The following is a 17,338-nucleotide window of genomic DNA, read 5'->3' as shown; positions in this document are numbered from 1 at the left end:
CCCGCCATGACGCTCACGAGACGCACACGCAAAAACCACGCAACTTCCATCGATACTCGACATTTCATTTTACCGGGCGCCGAGAGCCCCGCGCGAGCGGGGCTTTGCCGTTCAAACCTCGTCGTCTTCGCTCGCTTCCTCGCTGCGGGGGGGGGGCGTCAGTCGAACCCGACGAACCGCCCGTGCCGAGGCATCCACGACCTCCATCACCCACCCGTCCTCGGCAGCCAACCGGGCCCCCCGGTTCGGGATCCCGCTGGCGAGCTTCGTGGCCAAGCCTCCCACGGTGGTCGTGCCCTCGCCCTCCTCCCACTCCAACGACAGCTCGCGGTTCAGGTCTCGGACCTTTGCGTCGCCGCGAACCAGAAAGCTGCCTTCGCTTTCCTTGACCAAAGGCTCGACGTCTTCCTCAGTCTCGCTGAACACCTCACCCACCAGCTCCTCGACGAGGTCTTCGAAAGTCAGCAAGCCCGATACGGCTCCGTGCTCGTCGACCGCCACGGCCAAACGCTGCCGTTCACGGCGCATGTGGCGCAGCACCTCGATGGCCGGTACGGTCTCCGGAAAGAGCTTCAGCGGGCGCAGCAAGTTCGACAGCACGATGGTTCGCCCCTCCAGGGCCAAGCTGACGATGTCTTTCGCGCTGACGTAACCCACGACGTTGTCGAACGTCCCTGCGAAAATGGGCACCCGCGATCGGCGCTCCTCCAGCATGAACCGGCGAATGCGATCAGGCGCGGCGTCGAGCGGCAGAGCATCCATGCGGTTTCGGGGGATCATGACCTGCGCGAAGGTCAGTTTCGGGAACTCCAGGGCGCGCGACGCGAGCTCGCTGGCCTGCTCGTGCACGGTGCCCGCCTCGCCTGCCTCCTCGACCAACTCCTGCAGCTCTTCGAGGGACACGCGGGCCTCGACAAAGTTGGTGCGATCGGAAAAGGGACGCAAGATGAGGTTGCTGCTTGCCGTGAGCAACCAAACGAAGGGACGCGTCAAGGTGGAAAGCCACCGGATCGGCAGCGCAACCAGCAGGGCGTAGCGCTCCGCCGTACGCAGAGCGAGCGACTTCGGCACCAGCTCTCCCAAAACGAGCGATAAGTACGAAATGCCCGCGACCACGATGCCGAGGGCGATCTGCTCTGCATCCGCGCCAACGCCAGGCACGTTCACCAGCACCGGGGCGAGCCGCTCGGCCAAAGACGAGCCACCGAAGGCCGCCGCCGTGGTGCCCACCACGGTGATGCCGATCTGCACGGTGGCCAAGAAGCGCTCGGGCGTGGCCCGCAGCTGCGCGAGCACGGCGGCGCCTGCAACCCCCTCGTCCACCAGCTGGCTCACCCGGGTGCGTCGGACGGAGACGATGGCTATTTCGGCCCCCGCAAACACCCCATTGGCCGCAATCAACCCCAGGATCACGATAACTTCGAGTAAAATAGTGGACTCCTTTGTTCACGACGCACGGGGCGTCGCCCGTAAGCATAGTGGCTATTGCCTCGGCAAGCGCCGGCCCCCGCCACGAGGCTCACACCGCGCCCAGCAGAATAGCCAGGTACAGGCCGAAGGCTGCGAGCAGCGCGGCGCCCTCTCCACGGCTGATCCGCAGCCCGCTCTTCATGAGCGGCAGCAGCGCGACCGAAAAGCCTATCATCCATAAGTCGTCTCGCGCCAAGATCTCGGGCGGCGTCGTCAGGGGTTGAATCAACGAGGCCGTGCCCAGGATGCCCAGCATGTTGAAGATGTTCGAGCCGATGACGTTGGCCACGGCAATGTCGTCCTTGCCTCGCCACGCAGCCACGAGGGACGTAACGAGCTCAGGCATGCTGGTGCCCGCCGCCACGATCGTCAGGCCGATGACGCTCTCGGAGATCCCCAGCGAAGCCGCCACGGCGACCGCGCCTCGCACCAGCAGCGAGGAGCCGCCGGCCAGCAGGCCTACACCCAGGGCCACGGCGGAAGCGTTGAGGACCCAGGCCTTCGTGCCTGTCTTTCCGAACGAGGCTGTCTCCATGCCCTCTCCCTCACCCGCAGCGATCCCTGCCACCCGGCTCGCCCACACGATATAGGCCGTGAAAGCCGCCATGCCCGCCAGCAAAAAGGCGCCCTCGAGCCGATCGAGGCCCCCGTCGCGCGAGAGCAGGTGGACCTGCATCGCTGCAAGCAGCATGACGGGCCACTCGAGACGCACGCTGTTGCCTCGAATACGCAGGGGCTGCACGAGGGCGGTCACACCCAGGATGACGCCGATGTTGAAGATGTTCGAGCCCACCGCGTTGCCCAGGGCCAAACCCGGGCGCCCTTCGAGGGAGGACTGGACGGAGACCACCATCTCCGGCATCGACGTTCCCGCCGCGACGATCGTGAGACCCACCACGGAGGCGCTCACGCGCCCCAGAAGGGCGATGCCACTGGCGCCTCGCACCAACGCCTCCCCGCCCGCGAGCAGAAGTGCCATCCCGGTGACCACGAAGAGCCAATCAGATATCATGATTGCCCCGAGACTAGCAGGCGTCCGCCGCGGCGCTTCGCACCTCACGGAAGCGCTGGCGCAGCTGCCGGCGGCGCCACAGGAAGTACACGGGCGGGTAAACCAAGAGCTCCATGACAAAGCTCGTGGTCAAGCCACCCACCATCGGTGCCGCAATGCGTTTCATGAGGTCGGCGCCCGTTCCCGTGGCCCACATGATCGGCAGGAGCCCCAAGAGCGCCGAGAACACGGTCATGGCCTTCGGCCGGACGCGCTTGACCGCGCCATGAACGATGGCTTCCACCAGATCTCGTTCGTCGCGCAAGCGCCCTTGCTGCTTCGCCTCGTCGAAGGAGAGGTCGAGGAACAAGAGCATGAACACGCCCGTCTCGGCGTCGAGCCCCATGAGGGCGATGAGCCCCACCCAGACCGCAATCGACATGTTGTAGTCCAAAAGCCACAACAGCCACACGGCGCCTACCGCAGAGAAAGGCACAGCCAGCATGACCACGGACGTCTTGAAAGCAGACTTCGTGTTGGCGTAGAGAAGCCCAAAGATGAGGACGAGCGTCAGCGGCAAAATCAGCTGGAGGCGCTCTTTGACCCGAAGCATGTTTTCGTACTGGCCGCTCCACACCAGCGCGTAGCCCGTGGGCACCCGCACCTCGGCCGCAACGGCTGCCTTGGCCTGCGCGACGTAGTGGCCCACATCCACCTTCGAGGTGTCGAAATCCACGTACACGTATCCCGCCAGAAGTCCGTTTTCGTCCCGGATCATGGCAGGCCCCTTCTCCAGGACCACATCGGCGATCTCCTCCATGGGAATCTGGCCTTGCCCGTTGGGCAAGGGCAAGAGCACCCGACGCAACGCCTGAAGATCCTCGCGGTAATCGCGGGCGTAGCGCACGTTGATCCCGTACCGCTCCCTGCCCTCCACCGTCACGCTCTGGTTGTCGCCGCCCACGGCGGTCATGACCATCAAGTTGGCATCGTCGATGGACAGTCCATACCGCGCGAGCCGCTCCCGCTTGAGCACAAAATCAAGGAAAAAGCCCCCGGCGACGCGTTCAGCGTAGGCGCTGCGGGTCCCCGGAACCTTGGCGACGGCCGCCTCCGTCTCCCGGGCGATCTGTTCGATCGTGGTGAGGTCTGCACCCATGACCTTGATCCCCACAGGCGTACGAATGCCCGTCGACAGCATGTCGAGGCGACCCTTGATCGGCATGGTCCACGCGTTCGAGATGCCCGGCAGCGCAAGCGCGTCGTTCATCTCATCTTCTAGCTCCTCGTAGCTGATGCGGTCGGGCCAGAAGTTACGAAACAGCGGGGCCAACCACGACGGGGCCCACGCGGAGTACCAGCGCGGTTTGGCACGCCACGCCGAGGTGGGTTTGAGGAGGACCGTGGTTTCCATCATCGTGAGCGGCGCTGGATCGGTCGACGTATTTGCCCGACCGGCCTTCCCGAACACACGTTCGACCTCAGGAAACGTCATGAGGATCTTGTCTTGGAGCTGAAGCACCTTCTGAGCTTCCGCCACTGACATGCCAGGCTCGACGGCCGAGGGCATGTACAAGATCGTGCCCTCGCGCAGAGGCGGCATGAACTCAGACCCGAGCTTCACGTAGATCGGTACCGTGGTGGCCACAACCAGCACGGCGATCAGCAGCGTGAAAGCTGGGTTGCGGAGGGTAAAGCGGCACGGCCGTTCGTACAGGCGGTGAAGCAGCCGGCTCACGGGGTGCCGATCTTCCGAGCGGTACCGGCCCACAAAGAGCTGCGTGGCCAACCACGAGAGCAGCTTGGGCTTGAAGGTGTAGGGCTCGATGCGCGCGAAGAGCATCCTGATCGCCGGATCCAGCGTGATGGCCAAAAAAGCAGCGATGGCCATCGTCAGATTCTTCGAGTAGGCAAGGGGGCGAAACAGCCGCCCCTCCTGATCGATCAGGGTGAAGATCGGCATGAACGCCACGGCGATGACGAGCAGGGAGAAGAACACCCCGGGCCCGACCTCCATGAGCGCCTCGAGCCGGATGCGATAAAACGCCTCCTTGCCTTGTCCGCCGTTCCGACGCCAGTGGTAGATCTTGTTGTAGGCGTTCTCCACCTCCACGATGGCGCCGTCCACCAGGACACCGATCGAGATCGCGATGCCGGAGAGTGACATCAAATTGGCGTTCAAGCCCATGAGCTTCATTGGAATGAAGGCCAACGCCACCGACACCGGAATGGTAATGATCGGGACCAGGGACGATGGGAAATGCCACAAAAAGACGAGAATCACGATCGCCACCACGATCATCTCCTCGATGAGCTTGTGCCTCACCGTAGCGATGGCGTCCTCGATCAGCTCCGACCGGTCGTAAGTGGTGACAATCTCCACGCCCTCGGGCAATGACGACTTCACCGCCTCGAGCTTGTCCTTGACCCGGTCGATGACGGCAAGGGCGTTCTCCCCGGCGCGCATCACCACGATGCCCCCGACGACGTCGCCCCGCCCGTTGTAGTCGGCGACGCCCCTCCGCAGCTCGGGCCCAAGCGCCACGGTCGCCACGTCCTTGATGAGAACCGGCGTTCCGCCGTCGGCGCGCAACACGATGTTTTCGATATCGGCGATGTTTTTGACGTAGCCGCGCCCCCGCACCATGTACTCTCGCCCGGAGAGCTCCACGAGACGTCCCCCCACGTCGTTGTTACCCGTACGGACCGCCTCGATGACAGTCTCGAGCGGCAACTCGAAGGCCGCCAGCTGGTTGGGGTTCACGGTGACCTGGTACTGCCGGACCTGCCCCCCCACGGTGGCCACTTCGGAGACCCCGGGAACGCTTTGTACGGCGTAGCGAAGGAACCAGTCCTGATAGGACCGCAGCTCGTCCGAAGAGTGTTTGCCGCTGCCGTCCACGAGCGCGTACTGAAAGACCCAACCCACGCTCGAGGCGTCGGGACCCAGCTCGACCTTGGCACCCTTGGGCAGCTGGGCCGTGATCTTCGATAAGTACTCGAGCACGCGGGTGCGGGCCCAGTACATGTCCGTGCCATCCTCGAAGATCACGTACACGTAGCTGAAACCGAAGTCGGAGAACCCCCGAATCGCCTTGACGTTGGGGGCACCCAAAAGAGCCGTGGTAATGGGATACGTCACCTGATCTTCGATGATGTCGGGGCTCCGGTCCCACTGTGCGTAAACGATCACCTGGGTGTCCGAGAGATCCGGAAGCGCATCGAGGGGCAGGTTCCTCATCGACCAAAACGAAAAACCCAAGGCCACGATCGCCGCCGCGATCACCAGGTAGCGGTTCTCGGCTGAGAACTTGATGATCTTTTTGATCATGCTCAGTGGCCCTCGTGCGCCCGGGACGGGGTGTGGCCCTCGTGGGCCCGGGAGGGGGTGTGGCCCTCGTGGGCCCGGGAGGGGGTGTGGCCCTCGTGGGCGGCAGGGCGGACCTGTGTCGCCGCCGGAGGCGCAAGACCTCCCGGCAGCACGCGCGCCGCCTCGGGCGGCTCGGAGCCCTTGGGCGCTCTGCCCCTGTCCGAGAGCGAGGCGCGCAAACGTGACTCGGAGTCGATGAGAAAGTTCGCCCGCGTGACCACGCGTTCACCCGCTTCGAGTCCCTCGAGGACCTCGACGAAGGCGCCATCGCTTTCGCCCAGCTTCACGACCTGGGGTGCAAACTTTCCCTCTCCCCGCGCCAGGAAAACCACCCTTTCGGTTCCCGAATCGATCACGGCGTCCACGGGAATGCGTAAGCCTTCGTGGGGATCGCCCTGCAACACCACCTCACCGAACATCTCCGGGCGCAGATCCCCTGTGGGGTTCGGAAACGTCAACCGCACCTTCACCGTGCGCGTCTTCGGGTCGAGCAGCGGATCGATGAACACCACCTTGCCCCTGAACGCGCGGTTCGGATACGCGTTGAGCGCAAGCCGCGCGTCCATGCCTACTTTCACCAGGCTGAGCTCACTTTCGTAGACGTCCGCCAACACCCACACCGACGACAGATCCACGATCTCGTAGGGCATGGCGCCCGCGTCGAGCTTCATGCCTTCCACGACCTCCTTGTTGGTCACCACACCGGAAACAGGCGAGGTAAAGGTCAGCGTTTTGGTGGGCTCCCCCATGCGGCTGATGCGCTCGATCTCGGAGGGCGGCACGTCCCACAGGGCCAGCTTACGCCGGGCCGCGGCCACGAGGGCCTCGCCATCGGCGCTCCGGGCGCCCCCGGCTTTCGCCAAAGCCCCTTCCGTGCGCAACGCCAGCAGGTACTCTTCCTGGGCGGAAAGCAGCTCGGGGCTGTAGATCGAGAACAAGGGATCCCCCTTGCGCACCTTCTTGCCGACGAAGTCCACATAGATCTTCTCGACGAAGCCCGGCACCTTCAAGTTCACGTGACGCACCCTCGTCTCATCGATGGCCACACGGCCCACGGTGCGCCAGGCGCCTCCCACGGGCCCGCTTTGCACTTCGACCGTTTTGAGACCAATCAGCTGCTGGCGGTCGGGGTCGATCTTGGCCATGGGGTCGACAGGCGTCTTGGCTTTATCGACCCTTACTAGCTTCATTCCGCAGATCGGGCAGTCACCGGGCTCTGCCTGCGTGACCCCGGGGTGCATGGGACACTGGTAAAGCGCGTCCTCCGTTGCGTGCGAATGAGCATCGCCTCCTCGTCCATCCGGAGACGATGCCAGCTGCATGACGACGACGGCCGCGCCGGCCGCCAGGACGGCCGTGAACACGAGGCTCAGCACGCCGAAGCGGCGGGGGGAGGCCTGGGGTGTAGGGTTCGAGGGCAATTCGGGATTCATCACAAACTCACATCGTGGGCATGGAAGAGCCGCCCGCGGGGGCAAGCGCCGGAACGGGCGTCGCGCCGCGACCCGGCGAGGAGGGTGGAGCCACGGGTGCCTCATCGGCCCCCGGCATCGCTGCAGAGGGTGCCGAGGCGGCCCCCGGTACAACGGACGACAAGCTCATTTCAGCCTCCGCAATGAGCAGCCGGTGGCTGTCGGCCAGCGCGGCCAGGTAGCCCTCACGATCGGCGATGACACCGGCGTTGGCTTCCAGAACCGATGCGAAGGACACCCGCCCCACCTTGTACTGAGACAAAGTGCTCTCGCGCGTGGCTTCCGATTGCACGAGCAGCCCGTGCGCATAAAGCGCCAGGGTGTCGAGCTGGGCCTCGAAAGCGGTCCTTCGCTCCTGCGTGCGCAAGCGCAGGAGGTCTTCGACCACGGCCACGCTGTGCGCCGCCACCGCGCGCGCCGCGCGGCTTTCGTCCACCGCGCGTCCCTGTTTGCGCGAAGCAAACAGCGGCAAAGGACCGCCCACGCTGGCCACCCACATGGGCGGCAAGCTTCCCCGCACCATGACCCCGGCTGACACGGTGAGGTCCGGAAAATACGCCTTCTCTGCCAACGCGAGGCCCTTGTCGGCCCGGGCTTCCGCGATGCGGGCGGCGGCCAGATCCGGGCTTTCCTTCAACACACGTTCCCACGAAAACACGCCCATGAGCGTCTTGGGATCGGGCAAACCTTCGACCTTCATACGCGTTTCGAGGGGTGCGGCGAGGGGCTTTCCGCGCAGGCGGTTGAGCAGCTGCACCAGTGTTCGTTCGCGCGCCACCAGCATGAGCCGCCGTTGAGCGATGCGCGTCCTCTCGAGCTGCGCGCGCAACACGTCGGATTGGGCGCCGTCCCCGCCTTCGTAGCGCGTCCGCGCCACGCCGAGGGATCTCTCCCAGATCACCTCCAGCTCGTCGAGCAAGGCCAGACGATCTCGCACGAAGAGCAGCTCGAGATAGGCCCGACGCACCTCGGCCTCGAGGGACAGCCTCACCCGCCTGTGGGCCTGGGCGGCCAGGGCCACGTCCAGGGCCGCCGCGTCTTGCCGCAGGCCTCGCTTGCCAAGCCAGGGAAACGTTTGCGAAGCCATGAGCTGCACGAAGCTCATGGGCATGCGTCCCACCTCGATGCGGGAAAAGCCATCGTTCTGGATGCCCACCTGCACGGAGGGGTCGGGCAAGGCCCCTGCCTGGGGCACCCGCGCTTCCTCCACGTCAACCGCGCGCCGGGCTCGATGGAGTTCTGGCACGGTCTCGAGGGTCTGCCGCAAGAGCTCTTCGAGCAGAGGGTCCGCGGGCAAAGGCAACGCGGCCACGGCACAAGGCGAGGCCGCCACGAGCAGCGTGATGACGGAGGGAAGGTACACGCCGTCGGTTCTTCAAGAGCCATGCCAGGCGCAGCACGCCGGGAGGCGGGGCGACGACACACGCAAACATCCGGATTTACTGATAAAAACCGAGGTCGCCGACGAAGACACCCTGCAGAGAGTGACCACATCGGTTACAGCGACTGACTGAAGCTGTCACTCGGGCTTGCCGCCCGGGATCTTCCTCGGGTGTCTTGAGATCGCTGCCGGGCAGATACACGAACTCTTGTCGAACCGCACCCTTGTGTGACCAGACGGACGAATCCAGTCGAACATTGAGAGGAATGCGACGGCAGCATCGGGTGCGATCTCAACCTGCAACAAGTTCGTTCCGGTTTTCCGTAGTCTTTCGAAAGGCCAAGGATTCGCTCCCCGTTACTTGAACGACGAACCGTCGGTCCAGTCATCCACGTGGATGAACCGAAAGCCCACACCCCCCGTGGCTTCGATGGCGCGCTTGACGTCTTCGTGGAAGATGAACTTGCGAGCCTCCTCCTTCAATGCGATGAGTAGCCTCTGCTTCTCCGGAAGTTCCGCGATGCGGTCGTAATGCAAGGAGATGCTCTTGAGGATGCTTCCAGAAGGTGAGAACCGACTCCGATTCATGTCGAGCACCCCACTGACCGCCACCGCCGCGTGAAGCTGGGCGTACTCGTAAGTCTTGTCCCGAAAGTGCAACATCGCCGGGATGAGCTGCACGTTCTCTGGCTCTAGCGCCAAGATCGCGTCCGCGAGCCGCCTCGAAAACACGTGCTGGGGCATCGAGTGGTAGTCGACCAGCACAGGGTCGTCGGGCACCGGTGCCCCCAGGCGAATCACCAGCGGAGCTGGCAACGTGACCCATTGCGCACGAAACAGCGGCCTTCGGTTCGGGTCGTCAGACTCAAACAGGGGATAGCGGTCGTCGTTGGCGCGCTGGAGCACGTAGTAGTTTGGTTTTGCCATGGTTCAGGTTCCTATCTTCAAGGGCCCGCTTCGCTTCGGAATGGTCGACTTCGTTTGCTGCTGCACAAGTCCATGCTGCCGGTCGTGCGGGCAGCATGGGCCTTTGGTGCGACTTAGACTGGGCACGCCCCCGCACCCTCGCTTCCCAGCGGCGTAGTCTTCGCCGTCTTTCGTGATCGTGTAGTTGAACGCTGATACCTCCACGAGAACTTCATTCGCGATCTTGTCAAGCGCCTCGACCAACTTCCCAGGGTCGCTGCAAAACTCCCCCGCCTCGGCCCTCTCTCTCACTTTTTCGATGAGCTCCTTTATCTTGTCCGGATACGGCAACCCATCGGCACGCCCTTGCTGGTGGTTGCTCCGGTGCAGCGGCGCCGCTGTCTGGCAAGCGAGCTCCATCAGGTACGGCAGCATCACGCCGTTTTCCTTGCGGTTGATGTCGTAGCCGAACTCCCGGCATAGGCGTGACCAGGTGTCACTGTCCATGGCCTCGCTGCAGACGAGGTGATGCGCTTGCAGCGAGAACGCTCCCGTATTCCACGGGTGGGCCGCCTTGTCTCCGTCGCCGAAAATCCTTCGAGCGAGCGCGCCTCCGTTGCCCAGGTTGGTGCCCGAGCGCTCTGCGAAGTCGTGCTTGTTCTTGCCACAGTACTCACACCTCTCTGGCTCCTCCTCCTGCTCCGGCGGGGCGGGCGGTATGGTCGCCACCTGCGCTTGAACCAGGGGCGCCGGCGGCGTGTTCTTGTCGTTGTTGAGGAAGGGATCGAAGTTGCGCACCACCCCCTTGCCCTCGAACTTCACGTTGAACGAGTACATCAGCGGCTCCGCTTTGCCCTTCGTCTTCGACGACATCACCCCGCCCACTGACCCCGCCTCGTCACCCGCGCTCGTCGACAGGTTCGACCCCTTCACCGCCACCGACGCCCCGTTGACCCTCACCGATGTCGTCCCGTTCGCCAGATCGCCTGACTTGGCGATGTTCGGGTACGGAATGGGAACCGGACCCGCCGGTGTGCTCGTCTTACACGGGTCTGGAAACGCTGGTGTGGTGCCATCGCTGCCCTTCGTCACGGGGCTTCGGTCGTTGATGAGGGTGTCGTTCCCCACGTTGTCCCTCGACCTCGGTCACGGGGCGCCACATTGCGGACCCGCCGCGCCACAGCTGGAGAAGTTGCAGGGAGCAGCGATGTCGACCCCGGGATTGCCTGTAGCGAGCACGCCCGTGGCCTCGACGGCCGCCGAGCACGAGATGCCCGTGGTCTTGTTGTTGACGACGCTCACGCCCTCGAGGCGTGTGCCCGCCGCGGGGTTGTTCAAGAGAAGGCCTCCCCAAATCGTCGTGGCTCCAAACTGCCCCGGTCCGTTGCCGCTCACCGTGCTGCTTCGCGCCACGAGCCTGCCCCCGTCCACCAGTATCCCTCCCCCCTTGTTGTCGAGCACCTGCGCCTGCGCCAGCTCCAAGGCACTCCCGCTCCGCACCACGAGGCCTGCTTGCCCCGCACCTTGCACGGTGAAGTTGCGCGCGGTCAGGTCTCCACCCGTCACCTCCAGACCAATACCCGCCCCCGGCAGTATCAACGCCCCCCCCTTGCCCACCAGCGTCAGCCTGCCAGGCCCCGCGTAGCTCGCCCGATCCACCCCCTGCGGCCCCTTCAGCACCACCGCCGCCTTCCCTCCGCTCTTTGCCGCCGCCATCGCCTCCGCCAGGCCACAGTACGGCGAAGCCACCGTGCCCGGTCCCCCGGCGTTGCATTTGCCTGGCACGTTCTCCGCGTACACCACATCCGCCGGCCCCGCGCATCGCCCTCCTTCCGTTCCCAGACACACCCCGGGCTCCGCCCCAAGCTTGGCCTCGCATTCGCTGTCCGCTCCACACCCTCGGCACGCGTTCAGCTCGCAGATCGGCTTTGTTCCCGCACCACAATCGTTGCTCGTCACGCACTCGACGCATGTCCCCTTTTTGGCTCCAGACGTAGCGCATACGGGCCCAGCCTCCGCGCGCTGACTGCAACCACCTTCCGGCGCTCCCGGCACGTCACATGCGACGCACGCCCCAGCAACGCAAAGGGGAGACTCACCCCTACAGTCCTCGTGCCCGAGACACGCCACACAAGCGCCACCCACTGAGCAAAACGGCGCCGGCGCCGTGCAGTCGTCCGCCCCACCGCAACCAACGCACTTACCTCCCGCACAGACAGGTTTGTTCGGATCCCGCATGCATCCCGCGTTCGTCTCACACTCGGCAGGCATGCCCACGTCAACGCCACCCCCCACAGCATCGCCTAACCCATCGGTGACGGTATCGGCGCTGGCATCCAGGCCGCCATCCGGCACCCGAGCTGCGCACCTGAACGTAAACAGATCGCACCTGGACTGTGCCTGGCACTCGGTATCCGAGATACAGGTGGCAGGGTTGTCCTTTGTACAGCCACCCACGAAGGCGAAAACCATCATCCATTGCAGGACCTTCATTTCAGAACCTCCCCCAGACCTGCACGCCCTGAGGCGTGGGAGTGAGCGACACGGCCGCGCCCACCCGCGTGGGTGCCGTGGGCCTCGTCATCAGATAGTAGGCGCTGGCCAGAGCCGCACCCAGCCCCACAGCGCCGACAACGCTGCCCACTGCCATGGTGTCGCGAACCTTGAAGCATGCCTCGTCTCCGCTCGGCGCCATTCGGCAGTCCGTTCCGTTTCCGTCGATGGCCACGAGCCAGGCCCCGACCCCCATGAGGGCCGCACCCGCACCCAATCCGACCGCAGCAGGAATGCGATATCGGTCAGCATCCTGCTTTGCCGGTGCCGTGGGCACAGGATCTAGCGGGCGCACGACCGGGTCCACCGGCGGCTCAGGAGACGCCGCAGACGCCCCTGCTTGCGCCCGGTCGGGCGTCGCGGTTCCCTCTGAAGGAGGCAGAGCAACCCTTATCAGCTCCTTTGCTGCCAACCGCAGCGCGACCCCTAGGCTGCAATCGGGCGGTTGGCAAGTCGCTACTTGTTGGTTCAACTTTCTCCCCCCTTTATTGAAAAGGGTCATCCAGATCCGTACAGCCTGTGGGCCGGCCCTGGAAAGGCTGACACGAACGAAGTAGTCCGCACTCGACTCGTTCACCTGGTTGGCTTGACCTAGATCGAATCGCGACGGAGGGAGAACGTCTCGGCCAGAAGTCGCAAGACCCTGCGCAACCGCGTCCTCCACTTCGTGCGCCCCCAAAGGCAAAGTGAGGTCTGCGGGTATCGAGGCCGGGATCAAGCCTATGGTCTCGGTCGGGGAGTCGGCCAACGCCATCCCTTCCGAAGCGAGAGCCCAAACGATGACGGTGATTGATGCGTATCGTAGCGACATTAATGTCTTCTGCTCTTGATGTTGAACATCCGCTCCCAAAGGGTGCGCTTCATTGTGGGTGCTGCAGGCACGCGCACGCGGCGGCGCACGTCGGTCCCTGCAGATTCCGGGTCGCGCGCGGCCCAGAGCGATAACCACTCCGCGTGGGTGACGGGAGGCTTCTCGCCTGGAAACAAATACAACCGCGCGCGATTTGAGACCGGCGCGCGGCCGGAGCCCGGTCCTTCTACCAGCACATCTACCTCCCGGTCGGCCCACCACCGCGCCCACGTGGCGCGTGTCACGTCCCGAAATAGGGAGCGGCCCAGGTCTGAGGGAAAGACGATCATGGCCTCGTCGGCAAAGCTGTCTTCCGCCACCCAGCATCCGTCGGGCCCCCAGGGTCTCGTGCCGTACCAGGCATAGGCCAGCTTCACCCTCCACCCGACGTCCACGAAACGTGGCCAAGTCACGATGTCGGCAAACCGATCGGGCAAGGGGCGAAGACTAACGGGGTCGATCCCTGTTCGGTTCCGTTCGGCCAGCATCCACACCTCGAAGGTGACGGCTTCGCCGCCCGCACCTTCAGCCTCGAAGCGCGCGATGGCTTCGGCAAGCCCTCGGGCGAGACTGGCCTCCGAGTGTCCCTCGACGAAGGGAAAGTTTTGCCGCCGCGATGGGGGGCGCTCGGAGCGATTGAACGAACCTGGCGTCGTGTCGTCGAAAGTTGCCGAGTCAGGGGCCGGAGAGACCGTGTTCGGGAGAAGCTTGGTAGGCGGCATCTGAGCCGCCGCTGGCAGCACAGCGGTCACCGGCAGCCTGCGAACGGGAGCGGTCTCCTCCCCCTGGAGATCTCGCACGGCCCGTGAGAGCGCCAGCGGCGAGGCTGTGTAAGTGGGGAGCTCCAGCACAGCGGCCAGAGCATCCGCCGACGAAGGAAATCGGGCGCTGGGATCCCGCGCGAGCAGCCTCGCGAGTACTCTCACCAGTTCTGAAGACGGCGCGCTTCCGTCGCGGAGCTGGGCCGGAGGGACTTGGCAAGCCCGGACCTTATCCAGAGTCTCGTAGTCTGCAGAGCCCAGGAACAAGGGTGTGAGCGTAATTGCCTCCCACAAAACGACGCCAACTGCGAACTGATCGGACAAGTGGCTGTGCGAGGAGCCCGCGAGGACCTCGGGTGCCAGGTAGGCCAGCTTGCCCCTAACTTGGTTCGATAACGTGGTGGCAACGGAAGCCGTCGCCTTGGCCACGCCGAAGTCGGAGATCTTCACCTGCCCGGAGCGCGTGAGGAGGACATTTTGCGGCGAGATATCGCAGTGAACGAGCCCCTGCCCCTTGTGTTCGTGAAGGTAGCTGAGTCCCTTGAGAAGCTCCCCCGCCAGATGAACCACCTGAGACTCGGACAGCTGCGTGCCGCGTCGCTCAGACGCCCGCATTACATCCCAAAGAGACGCTCCGTCCACGTACTCCATCACGATGAAGTAGCGGCCCGCCAAGGCGGGATCCAAATCAGAAGCGGCCCTGTCAAAGTCGAAGACAGAAAGGAGATTGCCGTGCGACAGAGAGGCGGCAATTTGCGCTTCCCGGAAGAAGAGCCGCTCGGCTTCGGAGTGGTCATCGAAGTGGGCCAGGATGAACTTTACAGCGACTCGCTTCACGAACTCCCCAGGCCCGCGCACGGTCGCCGCCCAGACCTCGGCCATACCACCCCGGGCAATCCGGTGTTCCAGGTGATACTTCCCGATTTCCGCACCCGCGAGCACGCGCGCTTTATAGCACAGAGCGGCGTTTCCATTGCCCGCCAACTTGAGAAGAATTCCAAAAGAAACCGGTGACTTCGCCGCCCTGGCCCATTTGCGAAAGCGGCAACGAGGGCGCATAGAATAGCCTCCGTGAGCTCAAGACCCGAACCCGTCGGCTTTGCTGGGCCCAGTTGGCCGAGAGCGCTCGGGGAGCGATATCTGCTTCTGGCGCCGATCGGGCGCGGGGGCATGGCAAACGTCAGCCTCGGCGTCACGCGGGGGCTGGGTGCCGGCCGGATCTGCGCCATCAAGACTGTTTCGTACGGTGCGGATGACGCGGAAGCTGAGTTTCTTTCGCGGCGGTTTCTGGAAGAGGCAGCAACCGCCAGCAAGTTGTCTCACGACAACCTGGTTTTCGTTTTCGATACAGGAGTCATAAATCGAGAGCTGTTCCTGGCGATGGAGTTCATCGAGGGCCGGACTCTGGCAGCGGTACTCGCCCGCGGACTCGAGCAGGGTCGGCCGTTACCCCTTGGCCTCACGATGTTCGTCGGAATCGAGATCCTGACGGGGCTGCTCTACATTCACGAGCGTGGCCTGGTTCACAGGGACGTCACGCCATCGAATGTGATGCTGTCTTCCACAGGCGCCGTGAAACTTCTCGACTTCGGGCTCATTCGCCCGTCCACGCAAGGGCAACAGACCGGGTACGCCCTGAAGCTCGGAAAACCAGGTTATGTGGCGCCGGAACAATTCTTGGGAAAAGCGGTGGACGCTCGTTCCGACCTGTTCTCGGTGGGAGTGCTCTTGTGGGAATGCCTCACCGGACGCCGCTACATTGCCAATGGAGCCGCACGCACGACGACGACAACTTTTCGACCGCCACACGAGGTGGAACCTTCAGTCCCCGAAGAGCTCGGAGAGATTCTGCGACTGGCGCTTGCCGACGACCCCATCGATCGTTACGCCAGTGCGGAGGAATTTCTTCAAGACCTCAATTCGCATCTGGCCCCTGGGGACTACCGTCGCAAATTGCGCACTTTCATGGTGGAACGCTTCGGCCATGAGCTGGACCGGGAACGCAAACAGCGCGAGTCGCTCATCGAAGCAGTGAAGGAACCCCAGCTAGCCCCAGACCTTGGTGGAGTTGGTCCTCTGGTCAGGCCTGAAGGCTACATCGGTACCACTTTAGGCGAGAGGTACGAGATCAAGAAGGTTCTGGCCAAGGGAGCAATGGGTTTGGTCTTCGAGGGTCTCCACAAGGAGATCGGCCGGCGCGTAGCCATCAAGATCCCTTTCTTCCGAGGGAACGCAGACCTTCAGGCGCGATTCGTTCGTGAAGCGCACGCCACGAACCGAATTAATGACGAACGCGTCGTGAACATCACGGATGCCGGCATGACGCCCCAGGGGGACGCCTACGTCGTGATGGAGCTGATTGAAGGACGCTCTCTGGAAGAGGTGATCGCGAGCAAAAAATCCCTTCCGCCACCGGAAGCCCTCGATGTCGCCATCCAGATCGCCCGCGCCTTGGAGGCGGCGCACGAGGCCGGCGTAGTCCATCGTGATTTGAAGCCTGCCAATATTATGCTGGCCGAGACCCGAGACGGGACCCGCGTGAAGATCTTGGATTTCGGTGTGGCACGGATTCTGGACGACGAGGCGGGGGAGAGCCCCTTTGACGGTCTGACCCGCCCCGAGGTCGCCCTGGGGACGCCGCAGTACATGGCGCCCGAGCAGATCATTGCCGGATCTACTGTTGACGGACGCGCTGATGTCTATGCGGCAGCAACGGTCCTTTACGAGATGTTGACGGGCGTCTTGCCGTTCGAGCAGCGGGATGCGCAGGAGCTTTGCGAAGCGAAGGTCCATGGCCTCCCCGTTGATGTGTCCCAAAGACGGCCCTTGCCTTTAGGTCTGTGCCAAGCGGTTATGGGCGCCCTGGAGCGCGAGCCTGACGCCCGGCCCCGTTTGGCGTCGTTGTGGCGCTCACAGCTCGAAGCACTTCGCCCGGAACGGCGTCGCGAAACGGGTACCGCACCCATCGTGGCCGGTCAGCGTAGGCGCATCCGTGTCGGATTGCCGGCTGTGGGTATTGCAGCATTACTGGTCGCGGGGGGCGTTTGGGGAACGCGCTCGGGATCGCGCCCCGTGGATACGCGGGGTGGCCCCGTTCTGGCCCCGCCGACACCAGCCGCCCGATCCACGGAGGAGGTCGCCGCACCACCCCCAACGCTTGAGGAAGTCACCGTCCAGGCCTACAAGCCTCCGACGGAACCGGAAACAGGCATAGCGCGTCGAGCCCCGAAAGCACGCCAGGGAAGCGCTGCGCACGAGCCTTCTGCACACCCACCAGGAAGCGATCAACAGCGCGAGGCGGTGCAGCTGCTTGCAAGCGCGCAGCACAACTTCGAGATAGGCAACCTTCTCGATTGCGTATTTCAGGCCAAACGTGCCGCTCGCCTCGGTGCGGGCGCTCCGGCATTTGTGGTCGCAGGTCGCGCCTACCTCGCCATGGAGGAGTTTGGCGAGGCCGTCAAATCCTTCGACGCGGCACTGGTTCTAGATCCCGGGAGTTCTGAAGCGAAGAGGGGACTGGAGCTTGCCAGGCTTGGCGGGCGGAAAGACGGTGAGGCAGGTACGAGGCCCGTGTCGGACTGAGG

At 64.1% G+C, this 17,338-nt stretch carries 11 protein-coding genes; 1 reads left to right on the top strand and 10 read right to left on the bottom strand.

What is annotated here, in order from left to right:
• Positions 1-111 precede the first annotated feature (111 nt).
• From KA712_10370 to KA712_10325, 10 genes are all read right to left on the bottom strand, one after another.
• On the bottom strand, positions 112-1,407 hold the full coding sequence (locus KA712_10370) for a hemolysin family protein (protein MCG5053351.1): 1,296 nt from the start codon (positions 1,405-1,407) through the stop codon (positions 112-114).
• 112 nt (positions 1,408-1,519) lie between these two features.
• A complete protein-coding gene (locus KA712_10365) occupies positions 1,520-2,482 on the bottom strand; it encodes a calcium/sodium antiporter (GenBank protein ID MCG5053350.1) in 963 nt (320 codons plus the stop codon).
• Between the two features lie 13 nt (positions 2,483-2,495).
• Positions 2,496-5,792: an efflux RND transporter permease subunit gene (locus tag KA712_10360; protein MCG5053349.1), complete on the bottom strand. Its 3,297-nt coding sequence runs from the start codon at positions 5,790-5,792 to the stop codon at positions 2,496-2,498.
• Positions 5,793-5,794: 2 nt separating this feature from the next.
• Positions 5,795-7,264, bottom strand: coding sequence for an efflux RND transporter periplasmic adaptor subunit (locus tag KA712_10355; protein MCG5053348.1), 1,470 nt, complete (start codon positions 7,262-7,264; stop codon positions 5,795-5,797).
• A 7-nt stretch (positions 7,265-7,271) separates the two neighbouring features.
• Positions 7,272-8,666: a TolC family protein gene (locus KA712_10350; GenBank protein MCG5053347.1), complete on the bottom strand. Its 1,395-nt coding sequence runs from the start codon at positions 8,664-8,666 to the stop codon at positions 7,272-7,274.
• Positions 8,667-9,041: 375 nt separating this feature from the next.
• A complete protein-coding gene (locus KA712_10345) occupies positions 9,042-9,611 on the bottom strand; it encodes a hypothetical protein (protein MCG5053346.1) in 570 nt (189 codons plus the stop codon).
• Between the two features lie 3 nt (positions 9,612-9,614).
• Positions 9,615-10,718: a DUF4150 domain-containing protein gene (locus KA712_10340; GenBank protein ID MCG5053345.1), complete on the bottom strand. Its 1,104-nt coding sequence runs from the start codon at positions 10,716-10,718 to the stop codon at positions 9,615-9,617.
• 18 nt (positions 10,719-10,736) lie between these two features.
• On the bottom strand, positions 10,737-11,549 hold the full coding sequence (locus tag KA712_10335) for a right-handed parallel beta-helix repeat-containing protein (GenBank protein MCG5053344.1): 813 nt from the start codon (positions 11,547-11,549) through the stop codon (positions 10,737-10,739).
• A 535-nt stretch (positions 11,550-12,084) separates the two neighbouring features.
• A complete protein-coding gene (locus KA712_10330; GenBank protein MCG5053343.1) occupies positions 12,085-12,438 on the bottom strand; it encodes a hypothetical protein in 354 nt (117 codons plus the stop codon).
• 515 nt (positions 12,439-12,953) lie between these two features.
• Positions 12,954-14,696, bottom strand: coding sequence for a serine/threonine protein kinase (locus KA712_10325; GenBank protein MCG5053342.1), 1,743 nt, complete (start codon positions 14,694-14,696; stop codon positions 12,954-12,956).
• Between the two features lie 228 nt (positions 14,697-14,924).
• On the opposite strand from KA712_10325, the gene KA712_10320 reads away from it, so the two are divergent.
• Positions 14,925-17,336 carry a protein kinase gene (locus tag KA712_10320; protein ID MCG5053341.1) on the top strand — a complete coding sequence of 804 codons (2,412 nt, stop codon included), beginning with the start codon at positions 14,925-14,927 and terminating at the stop codon, positions 17,334-17,336.
• Positions 17,337-17,338 lie beyond the last annotated feature (2 nt).

Source organism: Myxococcales bacterium (assembly GCA_022184915.1).
GTDB lineage: Bacteria > Myxococcota_A > Polyangia > Fen-1088 > Fen-1088 > JAGTJU01.
The sequence above is the reverse complement of the archived record's forward strand: the minus strand, read 5'-3'. Positions and strand labels throughout refer to the sequence as shown.